This window comes from Finegoldia sp. P2-F-LR (assembly GCF_052932265.1).
Genome location: NZ_JBRFJF010000013.1, coordinates 32,231 through 56,336 on the forward strand (window position 1 = coordinate 32,231; position 24,106 = coordinate 56,336).

Annotated in this window: 24 protein-coding genes and 12 tRNA genes; 3 read left to right on the forward strand and 33 right to left on the reverse strand. The window is 31.8% G+C overall.

Annotation, left to right across the window (positions count from 1 at the left end; translation table 11 throughout):
- Window positions 1–28 precede the first annotated feature (28 nt).
- The 21 genes from ACU68W_RS08385 to ACU68W_RS08485 all read right to left on the reverse strand — a co-directional run bounded on the left by ACU68W_RS08385 (window position 29) and on the right by ACU68W_RS08485 (window position 20,596).
- Complete coding sequence (locus ACU68W_RS08385; protein WP_094223359.1) at window positions 29–799, reverse strand: XdhC family protein; 771 nt, start codon at window positions 797–799, stop codon at window positions 29–31.
- Window positions 789–1,601, reverse strand: coding sequence for a selenium-dependent molybdenum cofactor biosynthesis protein YqeB (gene yqeB, locus ACU68W_RS08390; RefSeq protein WP_094223358.1), 813 nt, complete (start codon window positions 1,599–1,601; stop codon window positions 789–791). The genes ACU68W_RS08385 and yqeB overlap by 11 nt, the downstream gene beginning before the upstream one ends.
- On the reverse strand, window positions 1,579–2,172 hold the full coding sequence (locus ACU68W_RS08395) for an NTP transferase domain-containing protein (protein WP_242427982.1): 594 nt from the start codon (window positions 2,170–2,172) through the stop codon (window positions 1,579–1,581). Before ACU68W_RS08395 ends, yqeB begins: the two co-directional genes overlap by 23 nt.
- Before the next feature lie 80 nt (window positions 2,173–2,252).
- On the reverse strand, window positions 2,253–3,056 hold the full coding sequence (locus tag ACU68W_RS08400) for a bifunctional 5,10-methylenetetrahydrofolate dehydrogenase/5,10-methenyltetrahydrofolate cyclohydrolase (RefSeq protein ID WP_094206992.1): 804 nt from the start codon (window positions 3,054–3,056) through the stop codon (window positions 2,253–2,255).
- Window positions 3,053–3,517 carry a metallophosphoesterase family protein gene (locus tag ACU68W_RS08405; protein WP_094223356.1) on the reverse strand — a complete coding sequence of 155 codons (465 nt, stop codon included), beginning with the start codon at window positions 3,515–3,517 and terminating at the stop codon, window positions 3,053–3,055. Before ACU68W_RS08405 ends, ACU68W_RS08400 begins: the two co-directional genes overlap by 4 nt.
- A complete protein-coding gene (gene rdgB, locus ACU68W_RS08410; RefSeq protein WP_094223355.1) occupies window positions 3,498–4,100 on the reverse strand; it encodes an RdgB/HAM1 family non-canonical purine NTP pyrophosphatase in 603 nt (200 codons plus the stop codon). Before rdgB ends, ACU68W_RS08405 begins: the two co-directional genes overlap by 20 nt.
- 6 nt (window positions 4,101–4,106) lie before the next feature.
- Window positions 4,107–5,528, reverse strand: a complete 1,422-nt coding sequence (gatB, locus tag ACU68W_RS08415; RefSeq protein ID WP_094223354.1) for an Asp-tRNA(Asn)/Glu-tRNA(Gln) amidotransferase subunit GatB — start codon at window positions 5,526–5,528, stop codon at window positions 4,107–4,109.
- A 1-nt stretch (window position 5,529) separates the two neighbouring features.
- A complete protein-coding gene (gatA, locus tag ACU68W_RS08420) occupies window positions 5,530–6,921 on the reverse strand; it encodes an Asp-tRNA(Asn)/Glu-tRNA(Gln) amidotransferase subunit GatA (protein ID WP_094223353.1) in 1,392 nt (463 codons plus the stop codon).
- A complete protein-coding gene (gatC, locus tag ACU68W_RS08425; RefSeq protein ID WP_002836168.1) occupies window positions 6,921–7,202 on the reverse strand; it encodes an Asp-tRNA(Asn)/Glu-tRNA(Gln) amidotransferase subunit GatC in 282 nt (93 codons plus the stop codon). Before gatC ends, gatA begins: the two co-directional genes overlap by 1 nt.
- A gap of 50 nt (window positions 7,203–7,252) precedes the next feature.
- Window positions 7,253–9,241, reverse strand: a complete 1,989-nt coding sequence (gene ligA, locus ACU68W_RS08430) for an NAD-dependent DNA ligase LigA (RefSeq protein WP_094223352.1) — start codon at window positions 9,239–9,241, stop codon at window positions 7,253–7,255.
- Window positions 9,241–11,415 carry an ATP-dependent helicase gene (locus ACU68W_RS08435; protein ID WP_094223351.1) on the reverse strand — a complete coding sequence of 725 codons (2,175 nt, stop codon included), beginning with the start codon at window positions 11,413–11,415 and terminating at the stop codon, window positions 9,241–9,243. The genes ligA and ACU68W_RS08435 overlap by 1 nt, the downstream gene beginning before the upstream one ends.
- A gap of 129 nt (window positions 11,416–11,544) precedes the next feature.
- Complete coding sequence (locus ACU68W_RS08440) at window positions 11,545–12,378, reverse strand: undecaprenyl-diphosphate phosphatase (protein WP_094223350.1); 834 nt, start codon at window positions 12,376–12,378, stop codon at window positions 11,545–11,547.
- A 157-nt stretch (window positions 12,379–12,535) separates the two neighbouring features.
- Entirely contained in the window at window positions 12,536–13,561 is a 1,026-nt protein-coding gene (locus ACU68W_RS08445) for an ABC transporter substrate-binding protein (RefSeq protein ID WP_446756392.1), read from the reverse strand.
- A 1-nt stretch (window position 13,562) separates the two neighbouring features.
- On the reverse strand, window positions 13,563–14,336 hold the full coding sequence (locus ACU68W_RS08450) for an ABC transporter permease (RefSeq protein ID WP_094223348.1): 774 nt from the start codon (window positions 14,334–14,336) through the stop codon (window positions 13,563–13,565).
- Between the two features lies 1 nt (window position 14,337).
- The gene (locus ACU68W_RS08455) at window positions 14,338–15,147 is read right to left on the reverse strand and encodes an ABC transporter permease (RefSeq protein ID WP_094205495.1); all 810 of its coding nucleotides are present in this window, start codon (window positions 15,145–15,147) and stop codon (window positions 14,338–14,340) included.
- Window positions 15,137–16,183 (reverse strand): spermidine/putrescine ABC transporter ATP-binding protein, encoded by a 1,047-nt coding sequence (gene potA, locus ACU68W_RS08460; RefSeq protein WP_094223347.1) that lies wholly within the window; start codon window positions 16,181–16,183, stop codon window positions 15,137–15,139. Before potA ends, ACU68W_RS08455 begins: the two co-directional genes overlap by 11 nt.
- Window positions 16,184–16,195: 12 nt before the next feature.
- Window positions 16,196–16,735 carry a helix-turn-helix domain-containing protein gene (locus ACU68W_RS08465; RefSeq protein ID WP_094223346.1) on the reverse strand — a complete coding sequence of 180 codons (540 nt, stop codon included), beginning with the start codon at window positions 16,733–16,735 and terminating at the stop codon, window positions 16,196–16,198.
- 142 nt (window positions 16,736–16,877) lie between these two features.
- The gene (locus tag ACU68W_RS08470) at window positions 16,878–17,717 is read right to left on the reverse strand and encodes a TPM domain-containing protein (RefSeq protein ID WP_446756393.1); all 840 of its coding nucleotides are present in this window, start codon (window positions 17,715–17,717) and stop codon (window positions 16,878–16,880) included.
- A gap of 12 nt (window positions 17,718–17,729) precedes the next feature.
- Entirely contained in the window at window positions 17,730–18,284 is a 555-nt protein-coding gene (locus ACU68W_RS08475) for a LemA family protein (RefSeq protein ID WP_094205491.1), read from the reverse strand.
- 8 nt (window positions 18,285–18,292) lie between these two features.
- Window positions 18,293–19,468 carry a tRNA uracil 4-sulfurtransferase ThiI gene (thiI, locus tag ACU68W_RS08480; RefSeq protein ID WP_094223344.1) on the reverse strand — a complete coding sequence of 392 codons (1,176 nt, stop codon included), beginning with the start codon at window positions 19,466–19,468 and terminating at the stop codon, window positions 18,293–18,295.
- Window positions 19,469–20,596 (reverse strand): cysteine desulfurase family protein, encoded by a 1,128-nt coding sequence (locus ACU68W_RS08485; RefSeq protein WP_094223343.1) that lies wholly within the window; start codon window positions 20,594–20,596, stop codon window positions 19,469–19,471.
- 92 nt (window positions 20,597–20,688) lie between these two features.
- Here ACU68W_RS08485 and ACU68W_RS08490 point away from each other — a divergent pair, with 92 nt between their 5' ends.
- The 3 genes from ACU68W_RS08490 to ACU68W_RS08500 all read left to right on the forward strand — a co-directional run bounded on the left by ACU68W_RS08490 (window position 20,689) and on the right by ACU68W_RS08500 (window position 22,605).
- Complete coding sequence (locus ACU68W_RS08490) at window positions 20,689–21,534, forward strand: ribonuclease H-like domain-containing protein (protein ID WP_094223342.1); 846 nt, start codon at window positions 20,689–20,691, stop codon at window positions 21,532–21,534.
- Window positions 21,527–22,138, forward strand: coding sequence for a YczE/YyaS/YitT family protein (locus ACU68W_RS08495; RefSeq protein WP_094223341.1), 612 nt, complete (start codon window positions 21,527–21,529; stop codon window positions 22,136–22,138). Before ACU68W_RS08490 ends, ACU68W_RS08495 begins: the two co-directional genes overlap by 8 nt.
- A gap of 83 nt (window positions 22,139–22,221) precedes the next feature.
- Window positions 22,222–22,605 (forward strand): prepilin-type N-terminal cleavage/methylation domain-containing protein, encoded by a 384-nt coding sequence (locus ACU68W_RS08500; protein ID WP_094223340.1) that lies wholly within the window; start codon window positions 22,222–22,224, stop codon window positions 22,603–22,605.
- A gap of 94 nt (window positions 22,606–22,699) precedes the next feature.
- Here the strand turns inward: ACU68W_RS08500 and ACU68W_RS08505 are convergent.
- From ACU68W_RS08505 to ACU68W_RS08560, 12 genes are all read right to left on the reverse strand, one after another.
- Window positions 22,700–22,775 (reverse strand) — tRNA-Arg (locus tag ACU68W_RS08505).
- A 213-nt stretch (window positions 22,776–22,988) separates the two neighbouring features.
- Window positions 22,989–23,063, reverse strand: a tRNA-Trp gene (locus ACU68W_RS08510).
- Window positions 23,064–23,139: transfer RNA gene (locus ACU68W_RS08515), tRNA-Phe, on the reverse strand. It lies immediately after the preceding tRNA gene.
- A 69-nt stretch (window positions 23,140–23,208) separates the two neighbouring features.
- Window positions 23,209–23,285: transfer RNA gene (locus ACU68W_RS08520), tRNA-Ile, on the reverse strand.
- Window positions 23,286–23,305: 20 nt separating this feature from the next.
- Window positions 23,306–23,396: transfer RNA gene (locus ACU68W_RS08525), tRNA-Ser, on the reverse strand.
- Between the two features lie 19 nt (window positions 23,397–23,415).
- A tRNA-Ser gene (locus tag ACU68W_RS08530) sits at window positions 23,416–23,504 on the reverse strand.
- A 5-nt stretch (window positions 23,505–23,509) separates the two neighbouring features.
- Window positions 23,510–23,585: transfer RNA gene (locus tag ACU68W_RS08535), tRNA-Lys, on the reverse strand.
- 4 nt (window positions 23,586–23,589) lie between these two features.
- Window positions 23,590–23,666 (reverse strand) — tRNA-Gln (locus tag ACU68W_RS08540).
- A gap of 7 nt (window positions 23,667–23,673) precedes the next feature.
- Window positions 23,674–23,750: transfer RNA gene (locus ACU68W_RS08545), tRNA-Arg, on the reverse strand.
- Between the two features lie 5 nt (window positions 23,751–23,755).
- Window positions 23,756–23,829 (reverse strand) — tRNA-Gly (locus ACU68W_RS08550).
- Window positions 23,830–23,867: 38 nt separating this feature from the next.
- Window positions 23,868–23,952, reverse strand: a tRNA-Tyr gene (locus ACU68W_RS08555).
- A gap of 27 nt (window positions 23,953–23,979) precedes the next feature.
- A tRNA-Thr gene (locus tag ACU68W_RS08560) sits at window positions 23,980–24,055 on the reverse strand.
- Between the last annotated feature and the right edge of the window lie 51 nt (window positions 24,056–24,106).

Below are 24,106 nucleotides of genomic sequence, written 5' to 3' on the forward strand. Positions count from 1 at the left end.
CTTTGATGTAAGTCATGCTTTGTTTAATTTATTTGCCGTTTTTCACTTTCAGAATTTGAGACATTATCGAAATAGCTATTTCTTCTACAGATCCATCATCAATATCAAGCCCTACTGGAACATTAATACTATCGACTAAGCTCTTGTCCACATTTTTTTCTATCAAATTTCGTTTTAACGTGTCTGCTTTTTTCCTTGAGCCTAACATTCCGAAGTATTTATGGGGTTTGTTCAAAATATTAAAGGCAACTTCTTCGTCGTGCTTATGGTCTCTAGTTGCAGATATAATAAAAGTATCAGGTGTAAATCTCAAATCATCAATCGAATCTTCGATTTCTTTATTGATATATTTTTTAATATTAGAAAAATCTTCGTTATAAATAAAATCGTCCCTATCATCAACAACTATAACTTCAAAATTTGTTAAAGTTGCAATTCTGGCTAGTTTTTGAGAACAGTGACCAGCTCCAAAAATAATCAAAGTTGGTTTAGGAAAAAACACTTTACCAAATCCACTAGCTCTACCTCCACAACTCATACTAACTTTTTCTCCCTCATTAAGAACATAATCAAATTCGAAGTCACTATCTTTTTTTAAGTTTTCAATAGAATCTTTGATTACTTGGTGTTCGATAGCACCACCTCCTACAGTTCCAAAAGTTTTTCCGTCTTCACGAACAGCCATAATGTTTCCTTGTTTCCCAGGAACTGATCCTCTATTTTTAAACAATGTTACCATCATACATTTATATCCATCTTCCAAAGACTTATACATTTCTAACAAAACATCATTTTGCATACTTTTCTCTCCTGTTTTCTAACATCATAATCGCTTCCAAAACCGCCCCACCAATTGCTCTAGCTTTATCGCTAATTGTAAAACAATTTTCTACTTCTTCATATCTCGGATCAATATCAATTATTTTAAGTCCTTTTTTGACCTCAAAATTATCTCTAATCATTCCGCGTATAACGCCATCTAAAGTCGCTCTTATATAATTATCTCCGACTTTTGCTATAATCTCTTCCTTATTAACAATATCTGAAATGCTTTTAATATGTGTAAATTGACCATCAAAATCAGAGTATATAACTCTTTCATTGGAAAATCCATCAATAATTCCTGGAATACCTGTGTTTTTCTTTGCGAATCCTTGTTTGATAATTCTTGCTAAATCATGTCCACGCATAGTTTCAATCACAATATCGCAATCAACACCTGCTTCAAAACCAGGTCCTAAGCCTATCGTAATATCAGCCATTTCTTTTTTTAATCCAGTGTTTTTCTTCGCTAATATAGCGTCCACCACTACATCAAATTTCATCTTATTTAATATTGTAAGTTTTGGATCTACTATTATCACAGGATTGTATCGTTCTAAGTATTGTCCAATTTCATCTAAATTTTCGCACAAAACAGCTTCTATATCTTCTACAACTGTTTTTTTCTCATAAATTGCCTCAGAAAGTGACACTTTTCTTCTTATACTACTTGGATTTGAAACTTCAGTAACAACACATTTGAACCCAGCACGAACAAGTTTTTGAATTGTACCAGTGGCTATATCACCTGCGCCTCTAATTAAACAAATTTTCTGCATTTAAAATCCTTTCATAATCTTCACTCGTGTCTATGTCCATTAGTTCCCTTTCATAATTTACATCTACATATTTTACATCATTCAAATTCTTGTTCTTAACTATTGAACCTTTTTCGTCATTTTTCAGTGATAATAATTGATTAAAAAATTTGTTTGAGAAAATTACAGGATTTCCAACTTTATCATTAAACTTCAATTGACAAATCTTGTCTTTTTCAAATGAATTAATTAATTTTTCTATTGAAATTTCTGTTAATAATGGCTGGTCAGAAACTAGGAAACAAATACCATCCATCTCTTTGAAATATTTGACTCCTAATTTGATTGATTCGCTTTGTCCAATTTCATTGTTCGGATTATTAATAGTTTTGATTCCGATTTTTTTGCAATATTTTATTATCGTAGAATTATTCGTAATTACAACTCTATCATAAAAGTTTGATTTTGCTACCAAATCAATAATATATTCAAAAATAAATTTATTATTATATTTCAGCATTAATTTGTCAGATTTCATTCTCTTGGACAAACCACTTGCCATTATTACTGCGCCTATTTTCAAAATTATCACCTAATCTATTATACACTTTTAGTTTATTGCAATCAAAAACCTCTTTATCTTAATTGATAAAGAGGTTTTTGGGATAAAAATTATTGTCTATTCAAAGCGCCTTCAACCATTTGCAACAATAATACTCTTGTTGTGATTTTTCCAACGCTATTTGCCAATACTTTTACGTTAACTTCTGGATTAACATCGCCTGATAATTTTCCGTTTTCATCCAAGCTAACTCCAACATCTACTACATAAGAATCTTCAGTAAAGTAAGAATCATCAAACATTTTAGCTTTTCCAACTGCAGTTACAACCAAATCAGCGTTTTTAGTAAATGATTTTATGTCTTCTGTCCTAGAATGACACATTGTAACAGTCTTGTTTTCTTTTATGAGCATATTGAAAAGTGGTTTACCTAAAACTAATGATCTGTTTACGATTACTACGTTTTTAACGTCAAAGTTGTAGTATTTAACTATTTCAACAACAGCTCTAGCTGTAGCTGGATAATATGCATCTTCTTCTGCTGCCAAAACTTTTCCTAAGTTAACCATTCCCATCGCATCTATATCTTTTTCTGGAGCTATTATATATTGAATTTCTTTTTCCAATTTTTTATCTTTTAATGGTCTAAACATCAATATACCGTCGTGTGTTTCATTTAGTTCTTTGATAGTTTGAATTAATTTTTCATTTTCTCCTTCTTCTAAAACTATTTGATCACAAGTTATGTTCAACTTAGCGCAGTTGTTTTTTACAGCTTTTTCGTAAGAAATATCTCCTGCATTTTCACCAACTCTTACAGTAGCAACTTTAACTTCTCTGCCTAATTTTTCTACACCATCGATAATTCTTTTACCCAAATCTTCTCTAAGTTCTTTAATGTCTAAAACGTTCATAAAAGTATCCTTTCTATTTGTTCTTTTTTTGTATCGTATATTAAAAATCCAGCTTGACCATCTCTTGGATAAGTTACAGATCCTGGATTGATAACCCAAACGCCATCAATTGTTTCATTAAAATACCTATGCGTATGTCCATACAAACACATTTTGCAATTTAAAGATTTGCTCTTTTCGACCAATCTTGTCACTCCTGAAGATACATTGTACTTATGCCCGTGTGTTATGAAAATATTTTTATCAGAAATTCTAATAACCTTGTCATATTCACCACCAGCAACATAAAAATCGTTATTTCCTTTTACATAAATGACTTCTACTTTTAATAAATCTTCAAGTAAAATTGCATCATCGCACACATCTCCTAAGTGAACGATGATGTCAATTTCTTTATCAAATAAATAGTCATAAACTTTTGAGATTTTGTTATGTGTATCACTAATTATTGCTACTTTCATTTAAACCTTTCAAGATGATTTTGGCGTTTTCCAAAGCTCTTTTTCTGTGACTAATCTTGTTTTTCTCACAATCTTCCATTTGTGCAAAACTTTTATCGTAGCCATCTGGCATGAATATACTATCATATCCGAAACCATGTTCTCCACATTCTTCAAGTAAAATCTTGCCATCTACTCTGCCTTTTGCTTGATGAATTTCATTATTTGAATCTATGATTGTAATCACAGTTTCAAAATAAGCGCTTCTATCTTCTTTTTCTTTCAATTCAGATAAAAGTTTTTGACGATTTTTACTATCGTCACATTCATCTCCTGCAAATCTCGCAGAGTATACTCCAGGTCTTCCATCCAAAGAATTTACGAAAAGCCCAGTGTCATCACTCATTACAATATCATCTGTGTATTTTTTTAGAAATTTAGCTTTGATAAGCGAATTTTCTTCCAAAGTTTCTGAATCTTCCACTGCACCTTCATTTATACCCAATTCAGATTTGGAATACACATCATAGGTTAAATCAGAAAGTATTTCTTTTATTTCAGAAACTTTTCCTTTGTTTCCTGTAGATAAATATATTTTCTTCATTAGATTTTAGATTTTCTCTTTTATTAATTCGTTGAATTTTTGTGGATTTCCTTTACCCTTTGACTTTTTCATGCATTGTCCAACTAAGAATCCTATTGCACGATCTTTACCATTTCTGATACTTTCGATAGATTCTGGATTTTCAGCTACAACTTCATCTACAATTTGTTGTAAAAGATTATCGTCATCAACTTGTAATAATCCTTTTTCTTTGACATAAACTTCTGGATCAAAGTTTTCGTTGAACATTTCTCTCAGAACTTTCTTTGCAGTTTGATTATTTATCTTTTTAGCTGAAGAAAGTTTAATCAATTTTGCCAAATTTTCAGCAGACATTTTCATTTCTTCAATTTCAATTTCATTTTCGTTTACTTGACGAAGAACATCTCCCAATAACCAATTTGATGATTGAACAGGATCATTTGAAATTTCAACAACTTTTTCGTAGTAGTCTGCTAAGTATCCATTTCTAGTTAAAATATCAGCATCGTATTCATCAATCTTGTATTCGTTCATGAATCTTTCTTTACGCATTTCTGGAAGTTCTGGTAAATTCTTTTTGATTTCTTCGATATAAGATTGTTCTACATAAGTTTTAGGAATATCGCCTTCAACTGAAAATCTATAATCATTTCCTTCTTCTTTGTGTCTCATAACTATTGTAGTTTGAGTATCTTCATCCCATCTTCTAGTTTCTTTTTCGCCAATTTTGTTTTCCTTAGCTAGTTGCATATGTCTTTCTTGTTCGTAAATTAAAGCTTTTGAAACTGATTTGAATGAGTTTAAGTTTTTGATTTCAGAAATTTTAGTTTTAAAATCAGAATCTTCATCGTAAACATTGATGTTAACATCACATCTTAATGATCCTTCGCTCATCTTAACATCTGATATTTCCAAATATTTAATTCTTTCTCTTAAAGTTTCTAAGAATTCTCTCGCTTCATCAGGATTGCTCATATCTGGTTCACTAACTATTTCAATTAGTGGAACTCCCGCTCTGTTATAATCCATTAGAGTGTTTCCACTTTCGTTGTGGATTGATTTACCAGTATCTTCTTCTATGTGAATTCTTCTAATTCTAACTTTTTTATTTTTAGTTGAAGTTTTTAATTCGATATATCCATTTGTACAAAGTGGTTGATCTTCTTGTGTAATTTGATATCCTTTAACTAAATCTGGATAGAAGTATTTTTTCCTGTCCATCTTAAATTCATTAGCAATGTCACAATCAAAAGCAAGTCCAGCCATGATAGCATATCTTAAAGCTTGTTTGTTCATGTGAGGAAGTGCTCCTGGATGACCTAAACAAATTGGGCAGACATTTGTATTTGGGATTTGTCCAAACTCATTCTTACAACCACAAAACATTTTAGTTTTAGTCGATAGTTCTACGTGAATTTCCAATCCTATAAGTGTTTTTAAGTTCATGCTATCTCCTTTCAAACGCTAAAGCTGCATTCAATAAATTTTCTTCGTCGTGACTATTTGCAATTAGTTGCAAACTAGTAGATATTCCTGATTTGTAAGGAATTGAAATAGCACACAATCCACTCAAGTTTACAATTACATTAAAAATACCAGAATCATACACAGCCAATGGATCGTCTTTTCTGCTGTCTAATTCATAAGGTAAGCTTGTCATTGTAGGTGTGGCGATTAAATCAAATTCTTTAAAGATATTTTTGAATTCTTGTGAAAGCAGATTTCTAACTTTTAAACCTTGTTTGTAAACTTTTTGGTCGTTGGAACTTGCTAGATAAAAAGTTCCCATAGCAATTCTTCTCTTAACTTCTTCTCCAAATCCTTCACTTCTAACCTTAACAAATAAATCTCTCGTATTTTCATAATCATCTGTCAAATATCCATATCTAATTCCATCAAATCTTGACATATTAGATGACACTTCACTTGTTACGATTACGTTGTATAAAGCATTTGCGTATTTTAAATATTCGAAGTCGATTTCAACTAAATCTGCTCCCATATTTTTTAGAATTTCTAATATTTCTTTGTATTCTTTGATAACTGTCTCATCATTGCTATATTTTTTCAAATCAACAACGGCAATTTTTTTGCCTTTGAAGTCATAATCTTTCTTTTTAACATTTACTTCAGATTGTATTGTGGTCATATCATTGTCATCGTGACCTGCAATTACATTGTAAGTATCCATTATGTCTTCAACAGAATTTGATAATATACCAACTTCATCCAATGTATTAGCCATTGATTGAACGCCGAATCTTGAAATTGAACCATACGTTGGCATAAATCCAACAACATTACAACAAGATGCCGGTTGTCTACTAGATCCACCTGTATCAGTTCCCAAACTTACAACAGCCATCTCAGCCTTAACGCTAGCAGCTGATCCTGATGATGAACCGCCTGGGATTAATTTTGTGTCCACAGGATTTTTTGTAGGTCCAAAATAACTTGTTTCTGAAGAAGATCCCATTGCAAATTCATCCATATTACCCTTTCCAACTATAACGCAGTCTTCTTCTTTTAATTTTTTGATTACAGTGGCATCGTAAATTGAAACATAATCTTCTAACATTTTTGATCCACAAGTCATCTTCAAATCTTTCACATTGATGTTGTCCTTAACACTAACTGCAATACCAAACATTTTTCCCAAATTTTCGTTGTTGTTTGCTTTTTCAATTAACTTTTCAACTTGTTGGTCAACGAATGATTTGTCGTAAGTTATGAACACATTCAAATCTTTTTTTGATTCTATTAATTTATCCAAATCATTGTAGTAGTCCCTTAAACTTTCTGGATTTTCTACAAATTTATTTCTAAGATTTTCTATCATTATTCCACCACTTTCTTCAATTTAAAATAACCATACTCACGAGATTTTGCATTCTTCAACGCAACTTCTCTTGGAATTGATTCTTTTGGTGTATCTTCTCTAAGTATGCTGTGATATTGTGGCAAGAATTCCATGTATTCCACGCCTTCAGTGTCACATTCCATAATCATACTTGCAAAATCCAATACAGTATTGTATTTTTCATATAAATCATCCACGTTTTCAGTTAACTCAAGGTTAGCCAAATCATAGATTTTTACTACTTCATCTCGATTAATCATACTAACTCCTTTTTAATTCATGATTAAATTTTATCATAAATAAATTAAATTTATAAGTTGTCTAAGAATGAATTCAATTCATCTTCTGTCATTAATTTTACACCCAAATCCTTCGCTTTTGTAAGTTTAGATCCAGCTTTTTCTCCATATACCACGTAATCGGTGTTTTTGGACACAGAAGATGAAACTTTTGCTCCCAAATTCGATAACTTGTCTGTAAGTTCTTTTCTAGAATAATTCACCAAACTTCCCGTCAATACAAAAGTTAAATTATCCAATTTCTTTTCAATATTTTCAGGATTTTTGATTTTAATTCCTTTTGATAGAAGTGAATCGATAGAATGAGAAATAGTTTCGTCATGGAAAAATTCTACGATTTCTTCTGCAATAACATTTCCAATATCTTCTATTTGAATTAATTCTTCAAACTTCGCTTCTCTCAAATTATCAAAACTTTTATATTTTTGTGCTAATTCAAAGCTTGTTTTCTCACCAATTTCAGGAATTCCAAGTGCAAAAATGAAATTAGCCAAATCAACATTTTTACTCTTTTCAATTGCATTTATCAGATTTTGGCTCTTCTTTTCTTTAAATCCTTCTAATTGCAACAACTGTTCTTTTTTTACATCGTAGATTTCTTCTATTGATGTGATGTTCAGTTTTTCTAGCAAAACTTCCAACGTTTTTTCACTCAATCCATCGATATTCATTGCATTTCTACTTGCAAAATGAACCATTCTCTTAACCAATTGTGGAGTACAACTCATTGAATTTGGACAGAAAATATGAACTCCATCTCTAAATAATTCACTGTGACAATATGGACAGTAATGTGGGATTTCAATTTCTTCCGTATCTTCTTGCTCAGGATTTACAACTCCCATTATTTCTGGGATTACATCGTTTGACCTTCTAACGAAAACTTCTGAATTCAATCTTACTTGCTTTCTTTCAATGTCGTCAATATTATTAAGTGTAGCTCTTTTTACAGTTACATTTCCAATTTCTACAGGCTCCAACAAAGCCGTCGGCGTTACTTTTCCAGTTCTTCCAACATTCCATTCAACCTCTTTTACAATTGTTGTAAATCTTTCAGGCTCAAATTTGTAAGCAATTGCCCATCTTGGAAATTTATTAGTGTATCCTAATTTTTCTCTTGTTATAAAATCATTTACTTTGATTACCACACCGTCTGTTAAAACGTCGATTTCATTTCTTAATTCAAAAATCTCATCGATAAATTCTGAAATTTCTTCGAATGATGTTGCGTGTTTTTCGTATGGATACAATTTGAAATAATTATCTCCCAAAAACTTCATCATTTGTTCTTGAGTTTCAAGCCCGTTTTCTTCCAAATAATTTACATTGTAGAAATAAGCATCCAAGTTTCTTTCTCTTGTAACAGCTGGGTCTAAATTTCTAAGAGCTCCTGCTGCTGCATTTCTCGCATTTTTGAGTTTTGGTTCATGAGTTTGGTTGTATTTTTCTAATGAAGAAAGTGGCATTACTCCTTCACCCTGAATTTCCATCAATCTCGTGTCATTTATTTTCAATGGAATTGAATTGATAGTTCTCACTTGGCTTGTAATAACTTCTCCGATAGTACCGTTACCTCTTGTAGTCGCCATCACCAAATATCCCCCATCATATGTCAAATTTACTGTCAAACCGTCAAACTTAAATTCAACATAAAATTCAACTTGAGGTAATTTGTTCACGTGATTTTTATTGTAATTTTCTACAAATTCAATGGTTTTATTGACCCAATTTCTAACTTCTTCTTTGCTTTGTGCTTTTCCTAAACTGTACAACGTATTCAAGTGCACATGCTTTTCAAATCCCGATAAAACTTCTCCACCAATCCTATTTGTCGGAGAATTTGGCAGAACTATTCCAGTTTCTTTTTCAAGATTCACAAGCTCATCATACAACACATCATACTCTGAGTCCTCAATCAAAGGATCATCCAAAGTATAATAATGAAAAGCGTATTTATTTAGTATGTCTACTAAATATTTTATTCTGTCTTCCTTTTCCATTATTCAACCCTTGTTAGTGGAGCTAGTGATGAATTTAGTTTCTTCAAGCCTTTTTTGTCGAAATTAATCGTCAATTCATCACCGTTTTCTTTTTCAACAATTCCAACGATTACACCAGTACCGAACTTTTTGTGTGAAACTTTGTCCCCTGCTCTGTACTTTTCATTGTTTTTAGTAACAGTATTTTGTTTTTTAGTGATTGAAGCTGATGCTTCTGTTCTGTAATCATCAACTACTTTTGTGTTGAAGGATTCTCTAAAACTAACCTCTTTATTAGGAGATTCGTCTTTGTATTTGTTTTCCATTTCCTCTATAAACCTCGATTCAGCTTTTGTTTGAAATTCGTTAAATCTTCTTCTCGATTGTACACTTGTAATGTACAATTTTTTCCTTGCCCTTGTGATAGCGACGTAGCACAATCTTCTCTCTTCTTCTACATCTTCATCAACTCTGGATGGAATAGTACCTTCTTCAAGTCCTGTGAAAAATACAACATCAAACTCCAATCCTTTTGCCGCATGGATTGTCATCATTGATACACCTTTTGTATTATCATCAGTTTTATCTAAATCGGTCATCAAAGAAGATGTTTCCAAATATTCTCTCAAGTTTTTATCAGGATTATCTTGAACAAATTGATATAAAGACGAAATGTATTCGTCAATATTTTCCAACCTTGTCTTATCATCTCTATTAGTTGATTTTTCTAGATTCGCTCTGTATCCTGTTTTATCCAAAATATATTCCATAAGTTCTGCAACATTCAAATCGTCTTTTGGAAAGCTTTTGATTAAATAATAAAACTCTTGAAGTTTTTTTGCTGTAGCATTTGAAAAATCAGGAAGATCTGTATTTTTGATGTATTCCATCATGCTAATTCCTCTTGCTTGAGAATATTGCAACAACTTATCCATAGTTGTTTTGCCAATTCCTCTTTTCGGCTCATTGATAATTCTATTTAATGCCATATTATCATTCAAATTTTCAACAATTCTAAGATAACTAACACAATCTTTGATTTCTTTTCTATCGTAGAATTTCAATCCACCTACAACTCTATTAGGAATTCCTAGTCTATTCAATTTTTCTTCGAAGAGTCTTGATTGTGCATTAGTTCTGTACAAAATCGCCATTTCTTCGTATGGGTTTTGTCGATATCTTTCTTGCTCAATCCATTGAACCACTTGGTCTGCCTCATCTAAATCAGAATACATTCTCCTATATATAGGCATATCCCCTTCATTTTTTGCAGTCCACAAATTTTTATCTTTTCTAAGTGAATTGTTTTTAATCACAGTGTTCGCCAAATCCAAGATAGGTTGTGTTGAGCGATAATTTTGTTCTAATAAAATAACTTTTGCATTCTTAAAATCTTTTTCAAAGTTCTGAATGTTTTGTATGTTTGCTCCTCTCCAACCGTATATTGATTGGTCAGAATCTCCTACACAGCAAATATTATCGTTTTTAGAAACCAAATTTTTGATAAGCTTGTACTGAGTATCGTTTGTATCTTGGTATTCATCGACAAACACGTACTTAAATCTTTCAGAATATTTTTCTCTCAAGTCGGGATTTTCTTCGAACAACAAATTAGTCTTCACAATCAAATCATCAAAGTCTAACGAATTGTATCTTTTTAATTTGTGTTCGTATTTTTGGAATAATTCCATAGTAAAAGTGCTTAAACTTATATCAAAATCTTCTTTGTCGATATTTTTTTCTGTAGCACCTGCGTTTTTTAATCTAGAAATTGTATTGATTTCGTTTTTGATTTCGACATTTTTAGGATCTACTCCCATATCCTTTAAACATTCTTTTACAAGAGATATTTGATCTGCTCTGTCATAAACTGTAAAGTTTCTTTCGAAACCAATTCTTTCTATTTCTACTCTCAATATTCTAGAACAAATGGCATGAAAAGTTCCTATCCACATGCTGTCTACGTCTTCTTGTAAGATGTTTTCAACTCTTTCTTTCATTTCTTTGGCAGCTTTGTTTGTGAAGGTAATTGCCAAAATTTCGTATTTTGAACACAATCCTTTCTCCAAACAATATGCAATTTTGGTAGTTAAAACTTTTGTTTTACCACTTCCTGCTCCTGCCAATATCAACATAGGACCATCTGTATTTTCGACTGCTTCTCTTTGTCTGTCATTTAAATTATCTAAATTCATCATAACTCCTTATGTATCAATAAAAAAATAAGTCGCTACAACTTATTTTTTCAAATATATATTCGTCTATGTTTTCTAATGTTCATTTAGGAATAATTGCAACCATTCCTCCTCATTATTATATCACAACTATCTGATTAGCCCGAAATAAATTAGAACCAACACACCAAGAGCAATTCTGTAATAACCAAACACTTTGAAATCATTGTTTTTGATGTAATTCATTAAGAATTTAATTGTAATTACAGATACAATAAAACTTACTGCAGTTCCCAATAATAACACGAATGCTTCCATTGCTGTAAAACTAAATCCAAATTTCACAAGTTTTAGTAAACTTGCTCCAAACATTGTTGGAATTGCCAAGAAAAATGTAAATTCAGCTGCAATCGTTCTGGATAATCCTATAGCAATACCACCTAGAATTGTAGCTCCTGAACGTGAAGTTCCTGGGAACACCGCTGCAATTACTTGAAATAATCCTACAATAAAAGCTTGTTTGTAAGTAATTTTATCGACACTATCGACTAATTTTTTGTGTGATTCTTTGTTTTTATTTTCAATTATAATAAAAAGAATACCGAAAATTATTAGTGCTAATGAAATCACAAAATAATTATAAAAGTGTTCTTCGATAAAATCATCGAATTTTATACCAATAATTGCCGCTGGAATGCACGCAACAATTATTTTTGCCCACATTATCATTTTGCTTTTACTAATTGATATCAAATGAGTTTGACCTTTCTTAAATGGCCACACTTTGTTCCAATAAATTACTACAACTGCCAAGATTGCCCCCAATTGAATTACAACGGTAAACATTGATTTGAAAGCATCTGACATGTTCAATTTGATAAATTCGTCCAATAATAAAATATGACCAGTTGAACTAACTGGCAACCACTCTGTTACTCCTTCAATAATTCCTAAAAGAATAACTTTTAATATTTCTATAAACATATTTCCTCCAATTCTTAACTAATCATATTATATGAAAAATCCATACATTATTCAATCTCAAATGAAAAAAGTGCAAAAGAATTAAGATGACCTCCTTAAGTTAGTTTTTAGGTCTAACTTTTGGGGGTCAGTTCAATTTCTCTCGCACTTTATCAATTTAATTTGCTTTTATATCAGCCCAAATATCATCGTATTTTTCTACAAAATCTGATGGATCTTTAAATATTTCCATATTCTTATGCTTTGATAAATCTGGGTAGGCTGTAGCATCTTCTTGAACTTCCTTATCCAAAAGTTTTTTGGCTTCTGTAGATGGAAGAGAATAACCAATATATTCTGCATTTAATTTTGCATTCTCAGGATCTGTCATAAAATTTATAAATTTTTCGGCATTTTCCTTGTGCTTTGCATTTTTCAAAATAGCTAACGTATCAAACCTCAAGTTTGATCCTTCTTTTGGAATTACATATTCCAAGTTTTCATTTTCACCTTTAGCGACGATTGCATCACCAGAATACATTACTGCAATATCCGCTTCTTCATTTACCATTTGATTTTTCGTTTCATCTACAAGATAAGCAAGTACAATATCTTTTTGTTTTATCAATGACTCTTTTGCTTTTTCTAACTCAGCTTCATTTCTAGAATTCATTGAATACCCTAACCTTTTTAAAGCTACTCCTAAGGTATCTCTAGTGGAGTTCATCATTATGATATTATCTTTGTATTTTTCATCCCACAAAATATTCCAGCTATCCACATTTTCTTTTACTTTATTTTTATTGTAAAGAATTCCCACAGTTCCCCACATATAAGGAACTGTGTATTCGTTTTTGGGATCATAATCCAAATTTCTAAATTTCTCATCGATGTATTTGAAATTTGGAATTTTGCTGTAATCAATTTTTTCAAGCATTCCTTGCTTTATCATTTTCTCAGCCATATAATCTGAAGGAACTACAACGTCGTAATTATTTCCTCCCTCTTTTACTTTCATGTACATATCTTCATTTTGCTCAAAAGTATCATATATTACTTTAATTCCCGTTTCTTTTTCAAACTTTTCTATCAAAGCTGGCTCGATGTATTCTCCCCAATTGTAGACATACAAAACATTTGAATCATCTTTAGAGCAAGAAGTTAAAACCAATATAGTTAATAAAAATAATAAAATTTTTTTCATCTTACAATTCCTCCAATAGATTTGTTCTCTTGTGAAGAATCAATAATAGAATAACCATTACTAAAAACATGATGGTACTCAATGCATTAATTGCTGGATTTACACCTTTCTTTGCCATAGAATACACTGTAACAGATAAGTTTGACACGCCATGACCTGTAGTAAAAAAACTTATTACAAAATCATCAATACTAAGTGTAAATGCTAATAAACTTCCTGAAAATACTCCCGTTTTTATTTCTGGCAACACAACTTTTCTTAAAGTATAAAAAGGACTCGCTCCCATATCCATTGCGGCCTCTGGCAAGAATTTATTCATTTGCGATAATTTAGGCAATACGGCAAGTATTACATATGGAGTTGTAAATGTGATGTGTGATAATAACATCGTGAAAAATCCGAATGGAAAATTCATCAAGTTAAATATTACCATCAAACTTACTGCCGTCACTATATCAGGATTTAAAACAGGAAGATAATTCATATTTAAAAGCAAAGTTTTCTTGTAACCTCTCAAATAATAAATTCCTATTGCTGCTATTGTTCCTAAAATTGTAGCAATTATTGTAGCTAATATGGCAATTAGTATTGTGGTTTTAAAAGAAGACAAGATTTCTTCGTTATGCAATAATTCCTTGTACCATTTGAATGTAAATCCTACCCAGCTTCCTTTCAAACGAGAATCATTAAATGAAAATACCATTAATACAGCAATTGGACCGTAAAGAAATAAAAATACCAATACCAAATAAAATTTCTTAAAAAATTCCTTCATTTTATTCTCCTTTCTCATTTGTAAAAGCTAATGAAATTAAAATCATAACTATCAAAACAACAGAAATCGCACTACCATAATGCCAGTTTCCCGCTATTCTAAATTGATGCTCAATTATATTACCAATCAAATTGTATTTGTTACCACCAAGTAATGCAGATATTTCAAATGTAGATATAGCAGGAATAAACACCATAGTAATTCCCGTAATAACTCCAGGCAAACTCATCGGAAACACTACTCTTAAAAAAGTTTGCAACTTTGATGCTCCCAAATCGTAACTTGCTTCTACTAGTGAATAATCTGATTTGTCTAGTATTGAGAAAATAGGAAGTATCATAAAAGGTAAGAAATTGTAAACCATCCCCATTAAAATAGCTCCTTCAGTGTAAAGCATTTTTATTGGAGAAAAACCAAAATGTATCAACACACTGTTGATTATCCCATTTTTGCCAGTTAAAATAATCCACGCATAAGTTCTCAACAAAAAATTCATCCACATTGGAATAACTATCATAAGCATCAACACAGCCTTATATTTTTTGTCTACTTTACTGATAAAATATGCTGTTGGATAACCTATTAGCAAACAAATTACTGTACTTATAAAAGCCAATCTTATTGAATTCAAAAGCACTTTTACATATTTTGATGTAAAAAACCTATGAAAGTATTCAAGTGAAAATTGTGGATTGGAAAAATCTCTCAATGATCCAGTTGTAACTGAATAATAAACTATTAGAAACAACGGAAATACAATGAAAAATAATATCCAAATAGCGTAAGGAATGGATAATTTCTTAAGCTTCATTGTCGCACCTCTTCATAATATGAATATTATCTGGCTCAATGTTAATACCAACAATACTTCCTTGAGGTTTGTTGATAGTTGATTGTGCCTTGTATTTGAAATCTCCAGTATCCACAAACATTTCGTAGTGAATTCCTTTGAACCTGTCGCTAATAACCGTCCCTTTGATTTGTCCTTTATCTGGAGCAACTATCTCCACATCTTCAGGTCTAATTACTACTTGTACACTTTCGTTTTTCTCAAATCCTTTATCAACACACTTCCATTTATGATTGGAGAATTCTACCATGCAATCTTCTAAAAATACTCCGTCAATTATATTACTTTCACCAATAAATTTAGCAACAAACTCATTTTTAGGTTCATTGTATATATCCTCAGGTGTTCCGATTTGTTGAATAATACCATTATCCATAACAACAATAGTATCGCTCATAGTTAATGCTTCTTCTTGATCGTGAGTTACATAAACAAAAGTAATTCCAATTCTTTCTTGAATATTTTTGAGTTCATTTTGCATTCCTTTTCTCAACTTCAAATCCAATGCACCCAATGGTTCATCTAACAACAAAACACTAGGTTCATTGACCAATGCTCTAGCTATAGCAATCCTTTGTTGTTGACCACCACTCAAATTATTTATCTTTCTTTTTTCAAAACCAGACAAATTTACAAGTTTCAAAACTTCTGTTACTTTTTCTCTGATTAATTTTTCGTTCATTTTTTTGATTCGCAAACCAAAAGCGATGTTTTCAAATACATTCATATTAGGAAATAGAGCGTATTTTTGAAAAACTGTATTCACATTTCTCTTATAAGGTGCAATATGACTGATGTCTTTTCCTTCAAAAATAATCTTTCCAGTATCTGGAGTTTCAAATCCAGCAATTAATCGTAAAGTCGTAGTCTTTCCACAACCTGACGGTCCCAATAATGTCAAAAATTCTTTATTTCTAATGTAAAGATTCAAATCTTTTAAAATATGTTCATCTTCAAAAGATTTATTAATACCGATTAATTCAATGATATTATCCATTAAACATTCCCCCTAAAAATTTGGTGGTGACATAATCCATATCACCTTGCAGATTTTTGTGCCATTATTTTCTAAAATTCTAGTTTTATTGCACTTCGTGTAAAAACAATCACCCTTGTTTAGTTTATGTATTTCATTGTCGAGATAAATGTTGCAACTTCCCTCAAGGACATACCCAAACTCTTCTCCTTCAAATGGATTATATTCTTTAGTTTCTCCTTTTTGATTAAGCGTAATTATAACAGGCTCCATAGTGTTGACTTGAGATTTTGGAACCAGCCATGTAATAGTAGAATTCATGCTTAAATCTTCACTTGACTGATAATCGTCTTTTGTGAAAATCTCTTTTACTGAGGGCTTATCCATAAAAAAAGTTGCCATATCAGTTCCTAATGCATTTAATAAGTCATTAAGTGAATCTACAGAAGGACTTGTCAAATCTCTCTCTAATTGTGATATGAAACCTTTTGTCAAATCAGACCTTTCTGCCAATTCTTCTTGGGTCAAACCAAGTTTTAACCTCAATGATCTTATTTTTTCTCCTATTTCCATTACTATCTCCTTACTTAAAATATTAAACCAAAAGTATTATAACATAAAAGCGTATAAAACTAAACAAAAAGTTAAAAATATTTTACTAAGTTTTCGCAAAAAAATACTCTCAAAATTAATTGAGAGTATTTGATAAATTTAATTAAAAGCTTCTTCCAGCTCCTCCGCCTCCGGATGAGCCTCCTCCTCCAGAGAATCCACCGAATCCTCCAGAAGATCCGCCGCCAAAACCTCCGCCGAATCCGCCGAAGTCATCGTCATCGAATCCTCCTCCAAATCCAGGGAAGAATATTGTACCACCACGTCTTCTGCCTCTGTATCTATTATTTCTACGATTACTTCTTGATATAATGTACAGAATAATCAGAAATATTATAATTCTAGCAATAGTGTTTGTAAGTTGCTGGTCTGAACTTCTGTTTAAATTTTCTTGATATTTATCAAAATCTCCAGTTAATTCAACATCATACTCAGCAGCAACTTCACTGACAACTGCATTGAATCCTTCTTGTAAAGCGTTAGAATAATTTCCGTCTTTTAAATCATCTAGCATATATTCATCAATTATTCTTCCGACTTTACCATCGTTAAGTCTTCCTTCTATTCCATAACCTGTAATGATATTGATATGACGATTACGACCCTTAGGTTCATTTAAATCTTGTGACAATAAAATCAGAACCCCGTTTTTCTTAGTGGCATCTCCGATTTTCCATTTGTTAAACAAATCAACGCCATAATCAAACGGATCTCTTCCTTTTAAATCTTTTAAGGTTACAACAAGTACTTGTGAATCTGTTTTTTGCTCAAGTTCTACATTCGTCTTAACTATTTTATCTTTAACTTCCTGGCTAATCACACCCATCTCATCAAGATAAAAAGTATCCGGTGATTTCGGCAAATCTTGGGCAAAAGCATTTACATTAAAAATTAATAAAAAAGCTAAAACAAATGAGAATATCAATCTATATTGCTTTCTCATTATTTATTTGTCCTATTCAAAGTTAACTTGTGGTGCTTTTTGTGCTGAAGCATCTGCTTCAAAGTATTTTTCAGAGCTGAATCCCATTAATCTAGCAAATATTACTGTTGGGAATCTCTTAACTTTTTGATTATATGATTTTACAACTGTGTTGTAATTCTTTCTTTCTGTAGCGATTCTGTTTTCTGAACCTGCTAATTCATCCATAAGTTGTGTAAAGTGGGTATCTGATTTTAGTTCAGGATATCTTTCTACAACAACATTCATACCGTTTAATGCACTTGTCAATTCATCATTTGCTTTTGCTAATTCTTCTGGATCTTTGGCATTTTTTACACCAGCTCTAGCTTCAGATACTTTGATGAATACATCTTCTTCGTGCTTTGCAAATCCTTTTGCTGTGTTAACCAAGTTTGGAATCAAATCCGCCCTTCTTTGAACAACGTTTTGAACTTGTGCATATGCTTCGTTCACATCTTCCTTTGATTGAACCAAACCGTTGTATTGTGGCACTAATAATAATGCTAACACAACAATAATACCTATAATAACTCCTGCTTTTTTCATAGTTCCTCCTATTGTCTAATCTTAATTAATTCCATATTATCTATACATTCTTGAACCAAGCCTTCAATGTCTAAGTTTTCTTCTTCTCTTTTGACATCGTAAATTCTTGGTTTAGTGACTGGTCTTTTTGGTGTAAACACCGTGCAACAATCTTCAAAAGGCAAAATCGATGTTTCATACGTTCCTATTTCCCTTGCAATTTCTATGATTTCTGTTTTATCACTTGCAATTAAAGGTCTTAAAATAGGTAGACTTGTAACTTCATTGATTACTGAGACCCCTTGAATAGTTTGACTTGCAACTTGACCTAAGCTTTCTCCTGTAATCAAAGCATCAATTTTGTTCTCATTTGCAATTCTTTCTGCAATTCTCATCATAAATCTTCTAGAAATGATAGTCATCATTCTTTCCTTGCAGTTTTTAGTGATAGCTTTGTATACTGGAAGCAAGTTCACAGAATAAAAGTTAATATTACCAGTATAATACGAAACTTCCTCTGCTAATTGCTTAACCTTTTCAAAACCTCTTTGACTTGTGAATGGGTAGCTGTGGAAGTGCAAACAATCCACACGAACACCTCTTTTCGCCATAAGAAAAGCAGCTACGGGACTATCTATACCCCCAGATAATAACAACAAACCTCTTCCAGAACTACCAATTGGAAGACCACCCCAACCTTTTATTCTATCCGTGTAAACATAACAATTATCCTTAATATCTACATAAACAAAAAAGTCAGGATTTTTGATATCAACCTTAACATAATTTCCATATTTTTTTAATATAGTACCACCTAAAAGTGGATTTAATTCTGGAGATTTTGGTTCAAAGTTTTTGTCAACTCTATGAACATCAACTTTGAAGGTTTGAAGTTTATCTTCGATAATTTTACCTTCTATTATCTTTAATACCCCATCTTGCATACTTTCAACCGTTTTTTCACATTTTATGCAAGGACTAATGTACACAATCCCGAAAACTTTTTTAATTCTAACTATAATTTCATCAAAATCATTGACATCAGCCTTGATGTACAACTTACCTTGTTCTTGATAGTATTCTTCAATTTTATAATCAGAAATCGCATCCAAAATCTTACTTATTGCACGCTTCTCAAAAGTGTGTCTGTTTTTTCCTTTTAATGTTAGTTCTCCAAAACTAACCGAAATATACCAATCTAACATTTATCTCCTCATAATATCTCTAATATCTTCTAATCTAAGCTTTAATTTCTCTACAAACACATCCAAAACATCCTCAGGCGTATCATCTGTAAATGAAATTCTTATACATCCATCTGAAAACTCATCAGGGGTGTTAATGCTTTGTATAATTCTGGATTTTTTGGAACCATTGCATGCACTCCCAGTAGAAATGTATATTTCATCTTGTTCCAAATAGTGTAGCAATACTTCACTCTTAATGTAATTAAAGCACACATTCGTAATGTATGGACTGTATCCTTCTAGCTTAGAATTAAAATACACACCATCAATTTTTGATAATTCATTCATCAAATATGACTTCATCTTGTATAATCTGTCGTAAGTTTCATCAATTTTAGAAAAAACTTCTTCACTAGCGCATTTTAAAGCCACAATCCCCGCTACATTTTCGGTTCCAGGTGAAATTCCCGATTCTTGTGAACCTCCTATTATAATAGGCTTAACTCTTTCAGGATTTCTAATGAAAATCGCACCAATCCCTTTTGGAGCGTGGATTTTGTGACCACTAATTGTGTAAAAATCAATCTTCGCTTCATTAATATCTAATTTAATCTTGCCAAAACCTTGAATCCCATCTACATGAAACAAAGTATTCGGATTTTTTTCTTTAATTTTTTTGCCCAATTCTGTAATTGGAAGAATTTTTCCAGTTTCATTATTAACATGCATAACTGAAACTAAACGTGTTTTTTCATTTATCAAATCAATGATATCATCAGCTTTAAAATCATCACTTACATTTACAAAATGAACAGTCCTATTTTCCTTCAACTTATTATAAGTTTTAAACACAGAAGAATGTTCTATATTTGTAGTTATAAATTCTTCTTTTTTATCATTAGTAACACTTCCATTGATAGAAATATTATTACCTTCAGTTCCGCAAGATGTAAAGAACACATTCTCTGGTCTAACATTTAATAAATTTGCAATTGAATTTCTGGAATCAGTAACAAGCTTTTCCGCTCTCATTCCAAAATCGTATAAACTTGAAGGATTCCCAAAATCAACAGTCATTGCATTAACCATTTTTTTTAACGCATTTTCTGACACTTTCGTAGTAGCAGCATTGTCTAAATATATCATTATATCCCTTCATTTCTATTTAAAATCATACTAATATTATAACATGTAGAGAAAATTTACCAAAATAATAGTATAATGGAAATGGTGATAAAATGAATGAAAATCAGGCTATTATAAATATAGAAACAACAGGAATTGATCCTCACAAAAACCATATTTATCTTATAAATATCTTTACAAATGATAGATATTATAATTTCTACTCAAAAAATAATGAATCTGAAGAAAAAATCATAAAATCAGCTTATAAAATCTTACAGAGCAAACAAATCATTAGCTTTAGTGAATTTGACGTAAAATTTATCAATACCAAGATAATCAAATATACAGAATTTAATATCATTAATAATTGCGTTTACTTGCAAAAATTAATAAAAAATTACTACAAAAACTCATTCACTTCCCTTAAAGCAAAAGATTTAGCATCAAAATTATTCGATATCAATATAGATGATAAATCAAAATCAGTGAAACTATACAAAAAGATTTCAAAATCAAATCGTATTTCAGATGAATTAATAGAATTTTCTAAAACATCAATGAATTTTAAGATAAAATTGTACAATTATATGAGAAAATTCTTTGAAGAAAATTGTGATACGTTTGAAGTATACTCAAATTTTGTTAGATATTTGTTATATGATATTAAGAAAGTAAAAAATAACTTAGAAATTAGTTTGATTACAGATAATAAAATGGAGATTGATGCCATGTATGAATCAACTCAAATCAAATCACAAGGAATGTTTATGACTTTAAGTTTGAGTTTGCATGAAGGATACATTAAAGATGATTTTGTGGAATGCACAATGACAAGTATGGACAACAATTATAATTTAATAAACAATTACTACCCTTTAGTCGTAAATGAAGAGTTTATTTATGATAATATTAAAGAATTAGTAAAATACACACTTACGGAGATTTTTAATGAATAAAAAGACAAAACAAATATTGTTTGCAATATTAGGAAACTTAATAATAGGATTTAGTATAGGAATACTCAGACTATCAAAATTAGGCGTGGATCCTCTTAGCTTTATGAATAGTGGATTTTCAGACTTTTTGAATAAAGATTTTGGAACAGTAATTACTGTGACCAATTTCATATTAATCGTTATAGTTTTTATTGGCCACAGAAAATCTATCGGACTTGGGACAGTTATAAATATGGCGACTGTAGGATACAGTGCTGATTTTTCGTACATGCTACTAAAGTTTATGGATACTGACAAATTTTGGGTGAACTTTATTCTGTTGATAATTGGAATAAATGTTATGAGTATAGGAGTTGGAATTTATTTGGAAGCTGACTTGGGTGCTAGTGCTTATGACGCTATGCCCTATGTTGTGGACAATATAGTTAAGAGAGATTTATCATACAAGTATACAAGGATCGTATTAGACATAATATGCATCGTGGTTGGTCTGTTATTGGGAGAACAAATAGGAATAGGAACTATATTTTTAGGATTTTTATCAGGCCCACTAATTGTATTTTATAGGAATTTGGCTAAAAATTTAATTTTTGAAGAGATTTAAAAATATTTAATTATTTGTATTGAAGAATTCTTAATTTTGATTATAATAAAAGTAAGTAGAATAATAAATAACTGGAGGAAATTATGAAACTACAAACGTTAAAAAAGAAGAAAAAAGGGTTTACATTACTTGAATTATTGGTTGTATTAGCTATCCTTGCAATACTTATAGCAATAGCCATCCCGGTCTACAAAAACCAAAAAGAAAAAGCAGCCATAACTGCACACAATGCAAATGTGAGAGTCTTGGAAACAGCTTTAGAAAGCTATAGACAAGATAAAGGTAAATTACCTGACGATATTAACGAACTTGCTACAGGTGGTTATATCAAAAGTGTACCAGCAGTCCCTTCAAGTAATGACGAAAGTTTAAAAAACAAAAAATATTCAATCAACAAAACTACTGGCGAAATTTCTCCTGCAGAAATTCATAACGATAATGAAACAGACAAAACACCAAAACAATAAAACAATATAATATTAAAGCTGCATAAATAAGCAGGTTTTATATTGAACTTAATGATATTCAAAAAGATAGCTAAAATTAGCTATCTTTTTTATATGGCAGAGATTGAAGGAATCGAACCTTCATCATTCAGATTCGGAGTCTGAGATTTTACCAATTAAACTAAACCTCTATACCCTATCATTTATGACTATAATTTACATTATAGTTTTTTATAAAACAATACATAATTTAAGTATTATAAATTTTACTTACACTGAAAATATATAATCTCAAAAAATTGTTACGTTAATTGTTACGTTTTATAATCGTAGATTAAATATATAAAACATAAAAACGGCTTGATTCAATGTCTAATAACACATAGAACCAAGCCGTTAAGTTGTGGCAGGGGATAGAGGACTTGAACCCCTGACATCCGGTTTTGGAGACCGACGTTCTACCACTGAACTAATCCCCTTGGTGCCCAGAGCCGGAATCGAACCAGCGACACAAGGATTTTCAGTCCTTTGCTCTACCGACTGAGCTATCTGGGCACGTACTTTATTTAGGAAATGATTTCAACATTATAAAAAAATATTTCTTGAATAAATCAAGAAATAAATTGGTGGGCCTTCAGGGACTCGAACCCGGGACCTACCGGTTATGAGCCGGGCGCTCTAACCAACTGAGCTAAAGGCCCAAGAATAAATCATATATTCTTGGCGGAGAAAGAGGGATTTGAACCCTCGCATCCCGTTAAGGATCTACTCCCTTAGCAGGGGAGCCTCTTCAGCCACTTGAGTATTTCTCCTAAATAAAGTAATTTAAAATGGCGGAGAGGGTGGGATTCGAACCCACGCGGGGTTGCCCCCAAACGGTTTTCAAGACCGCCTCGTTATGACCACTTCGATACCTCTCCACATTTGGTGGCTCATCCGGGACTCGAACCCGGGACACCCTGATTAAAAGTCAGGTGCTCTACCATCTGAGCTAATGAACCATATTGGCTGGGGTGACAGGACTCGAACCTGTGGAATGCAAGAGTCAAAGTCTTGTGCCTTACCAACTTGGCGACACCCCACTATTATTGGCGCACCTAGGGGGATTCGAACCTCCGGCACACGGATTAGAAGTCCGTTGCTCTATCCAGCTGAGCTATAGGTGCTTAATTGGAGCGGGTGAAGGGAATCGAACCCTCGCAACCAGCTTGGAAGGCTGGGGCTCTACCACTGAGCTACACCCGCATATAGGTAATTAATCTTATTATTTTGTAAAATTTAATTGGTGGAGGAGGGTGGATTTGAACCACCGAAACATAAAGTAACGGATTTACAGTCCGTCCCCTTTGGCCACTCGGGAACTCCTCCATAATCCTCTTTATTAAAAAGGATTTGTGGAGCTGGTGGGAGGACTTGAACCCCTAACCTACTGATTACAAGTCAGTTGCTCTACCAATTGAGCTACACCAGCATACTTGGCGACCCGGAACGGACTTGAACCGTCGACCTCCAGCGTGACAGG

Bases quoted from the DNA above. Each gene is read 5' to 3' on its own strand.
- ACU68W_RS08385 (WP_094223359.1), bottom strand. From the start codon at position 799: ATGCAAAATGATGTTTTGTTAGAAATGTATAAGTCTTTGGAAGATGGA.
- yqeB (WP_094223358.1), bottom strand. From the start codon at position 1,601: ATGCAGAAAATTTGTTTAATTAGAGGCGCAGGTGATATAGCCACTGGT.
- ACU68W_RS08400 (WP_094206992.1), bottom strand. From the start codon at position 3,056: ATGAACGTTTTAGACATTAAAGAACTTAGAGAAGATTTGGGTAAAAGA.
- ACU68W_RS08405 (WP_094223356.1), bottom strand. From the start codon at position 3,517: ATGAAAGTAGCAATAATTAGTGATACACATAACAAAATCTCAAAAGTT.
- rdgB (WP_094223355.1), bottom strand. From the start codon at position 4,100: ATGAAGAAAATATATTTATCTACAGGAAACAAAGGAAAAGTTTCTGAA.
- gatB (WP_094223354.1), bottom strand. From the start codon at position 5,528: ATGAACTTAAAAACACTTATAGGATTGGAAATTCACGTAGAACTATCG.
- gatA (WP_094223353.1), bottom strand. From the start codon at position 6,921: ATGATAGAAAATCTTAGAAATAAATTTGTAGAAAATCCAGAAAGTTTA.
- gatC (WP_002836168.1), bottom strand. From the start codon at position 7,202: ATGATTAATCGAGATGAAGTAGTAAAAATCTATGATTTGGCTAACCTT.
- ligA (WP_094223352.1), bottom strand. From the start codon at position 9,241: ATGGAAAAGGAAGACAGAATAAAATATTTAGTAGACATACTAAATAAA.
- ACU68W_RS08435 (WP_094223351.1), bottom strand. From the start codon at position 11,415: ATGAATTTAGATAATTTAAATGACAGACAAAGAGAAGCAGTCGAAAAT.
- ACU68W_RS08440 (WP_094223350.1), bottom strand. From the start codon at position 12,378: ATGTTTATAGAAATATTAAAAGTTATTCTTTTAGGAATTATTGAAGGA.
- ACU68W_RS08445 (WP_446756392.1), bottom strand. From the start codon at position 13,561: ATGAAAAAAATTTTATTATTTTTATTAACTATATTGGTTTTAACTTCT.
- ACU68W_RS08450 (WP_094223348.1), bottom strand. From the start codon at position 14,336: ATGAAGGAATTTTTTAAGAAATTTTATTTGGTATTGGTATTTTTATTT.
- ACU68W_RS08455 (WP_094205495.1), bottom strand. From the start codon at position 15,147: ATGAAGCTTAAGAAATTATCCATTCCTTACGCTATTTGGATATTATTT.
- potA (WP_094223347.1), bottom strand. From the start codon at position 16,183: ATGGATAATATCATTGAATTAATCGGTATTAATAAATCTTTTGAAGAT.
- ACU68W_RS08465 (WP_094223346.1), bottom strand. From the start codon at position 16,735: ATGGAAATAGGAGAAAAAATAAGATCATTGAGGTTAAAACTTGGTTTG.
- ACU68W_RS08470 (WP_446756393.1), bottom strand. From the start codon at position 17,717: ATGAGAAAGCAATATAGATTGATATTCTCATTTGTTTTAGCTTTTTTA.
- ACU68W_RS08475 (WP_094205491.1), bottom strand. From the start codon at position 18,284: ATGAAAAAAGCAGGAGTTATTATAGGTATTATTGTTGTGTTAGCATTA.
- thiI (WP_094223344.1), bottom strand. From the start codon at position 19,468: ATGTTAGATTGGTATATTTCGGTTAGTTTTGGAGAACTAACATTAAAA.
- ACU68W_RS08485 (WP_094223343.1), bottom strand. From the start codon at position 20,596: ATGATATATTTAGACAATGCTGCTACTACGAAAGTGTCAGAAAATGCG.
- ACU68W_RS08490 (WP_094223342.1), top strand. From the start codon at position 20,689: ATGAATGAAAATCAGGCTATTATAAATATAGAAACAACAGGAATTGAT.
- ACU68W_RS08495 (WP_094223341.1), top strand. From the start codon at position 21,527: ATGAATAAAAAGACAAAACAAATATTGTTTGCAATATTAGGAAACTTA.
- ACU68W_RS08500 (WP_094223340.1), top strand. From the start codon at position 22,222: ATGAAACTACAAACGTTAAAAAAGAAGAAAAAAGGGTTTACATTACTT.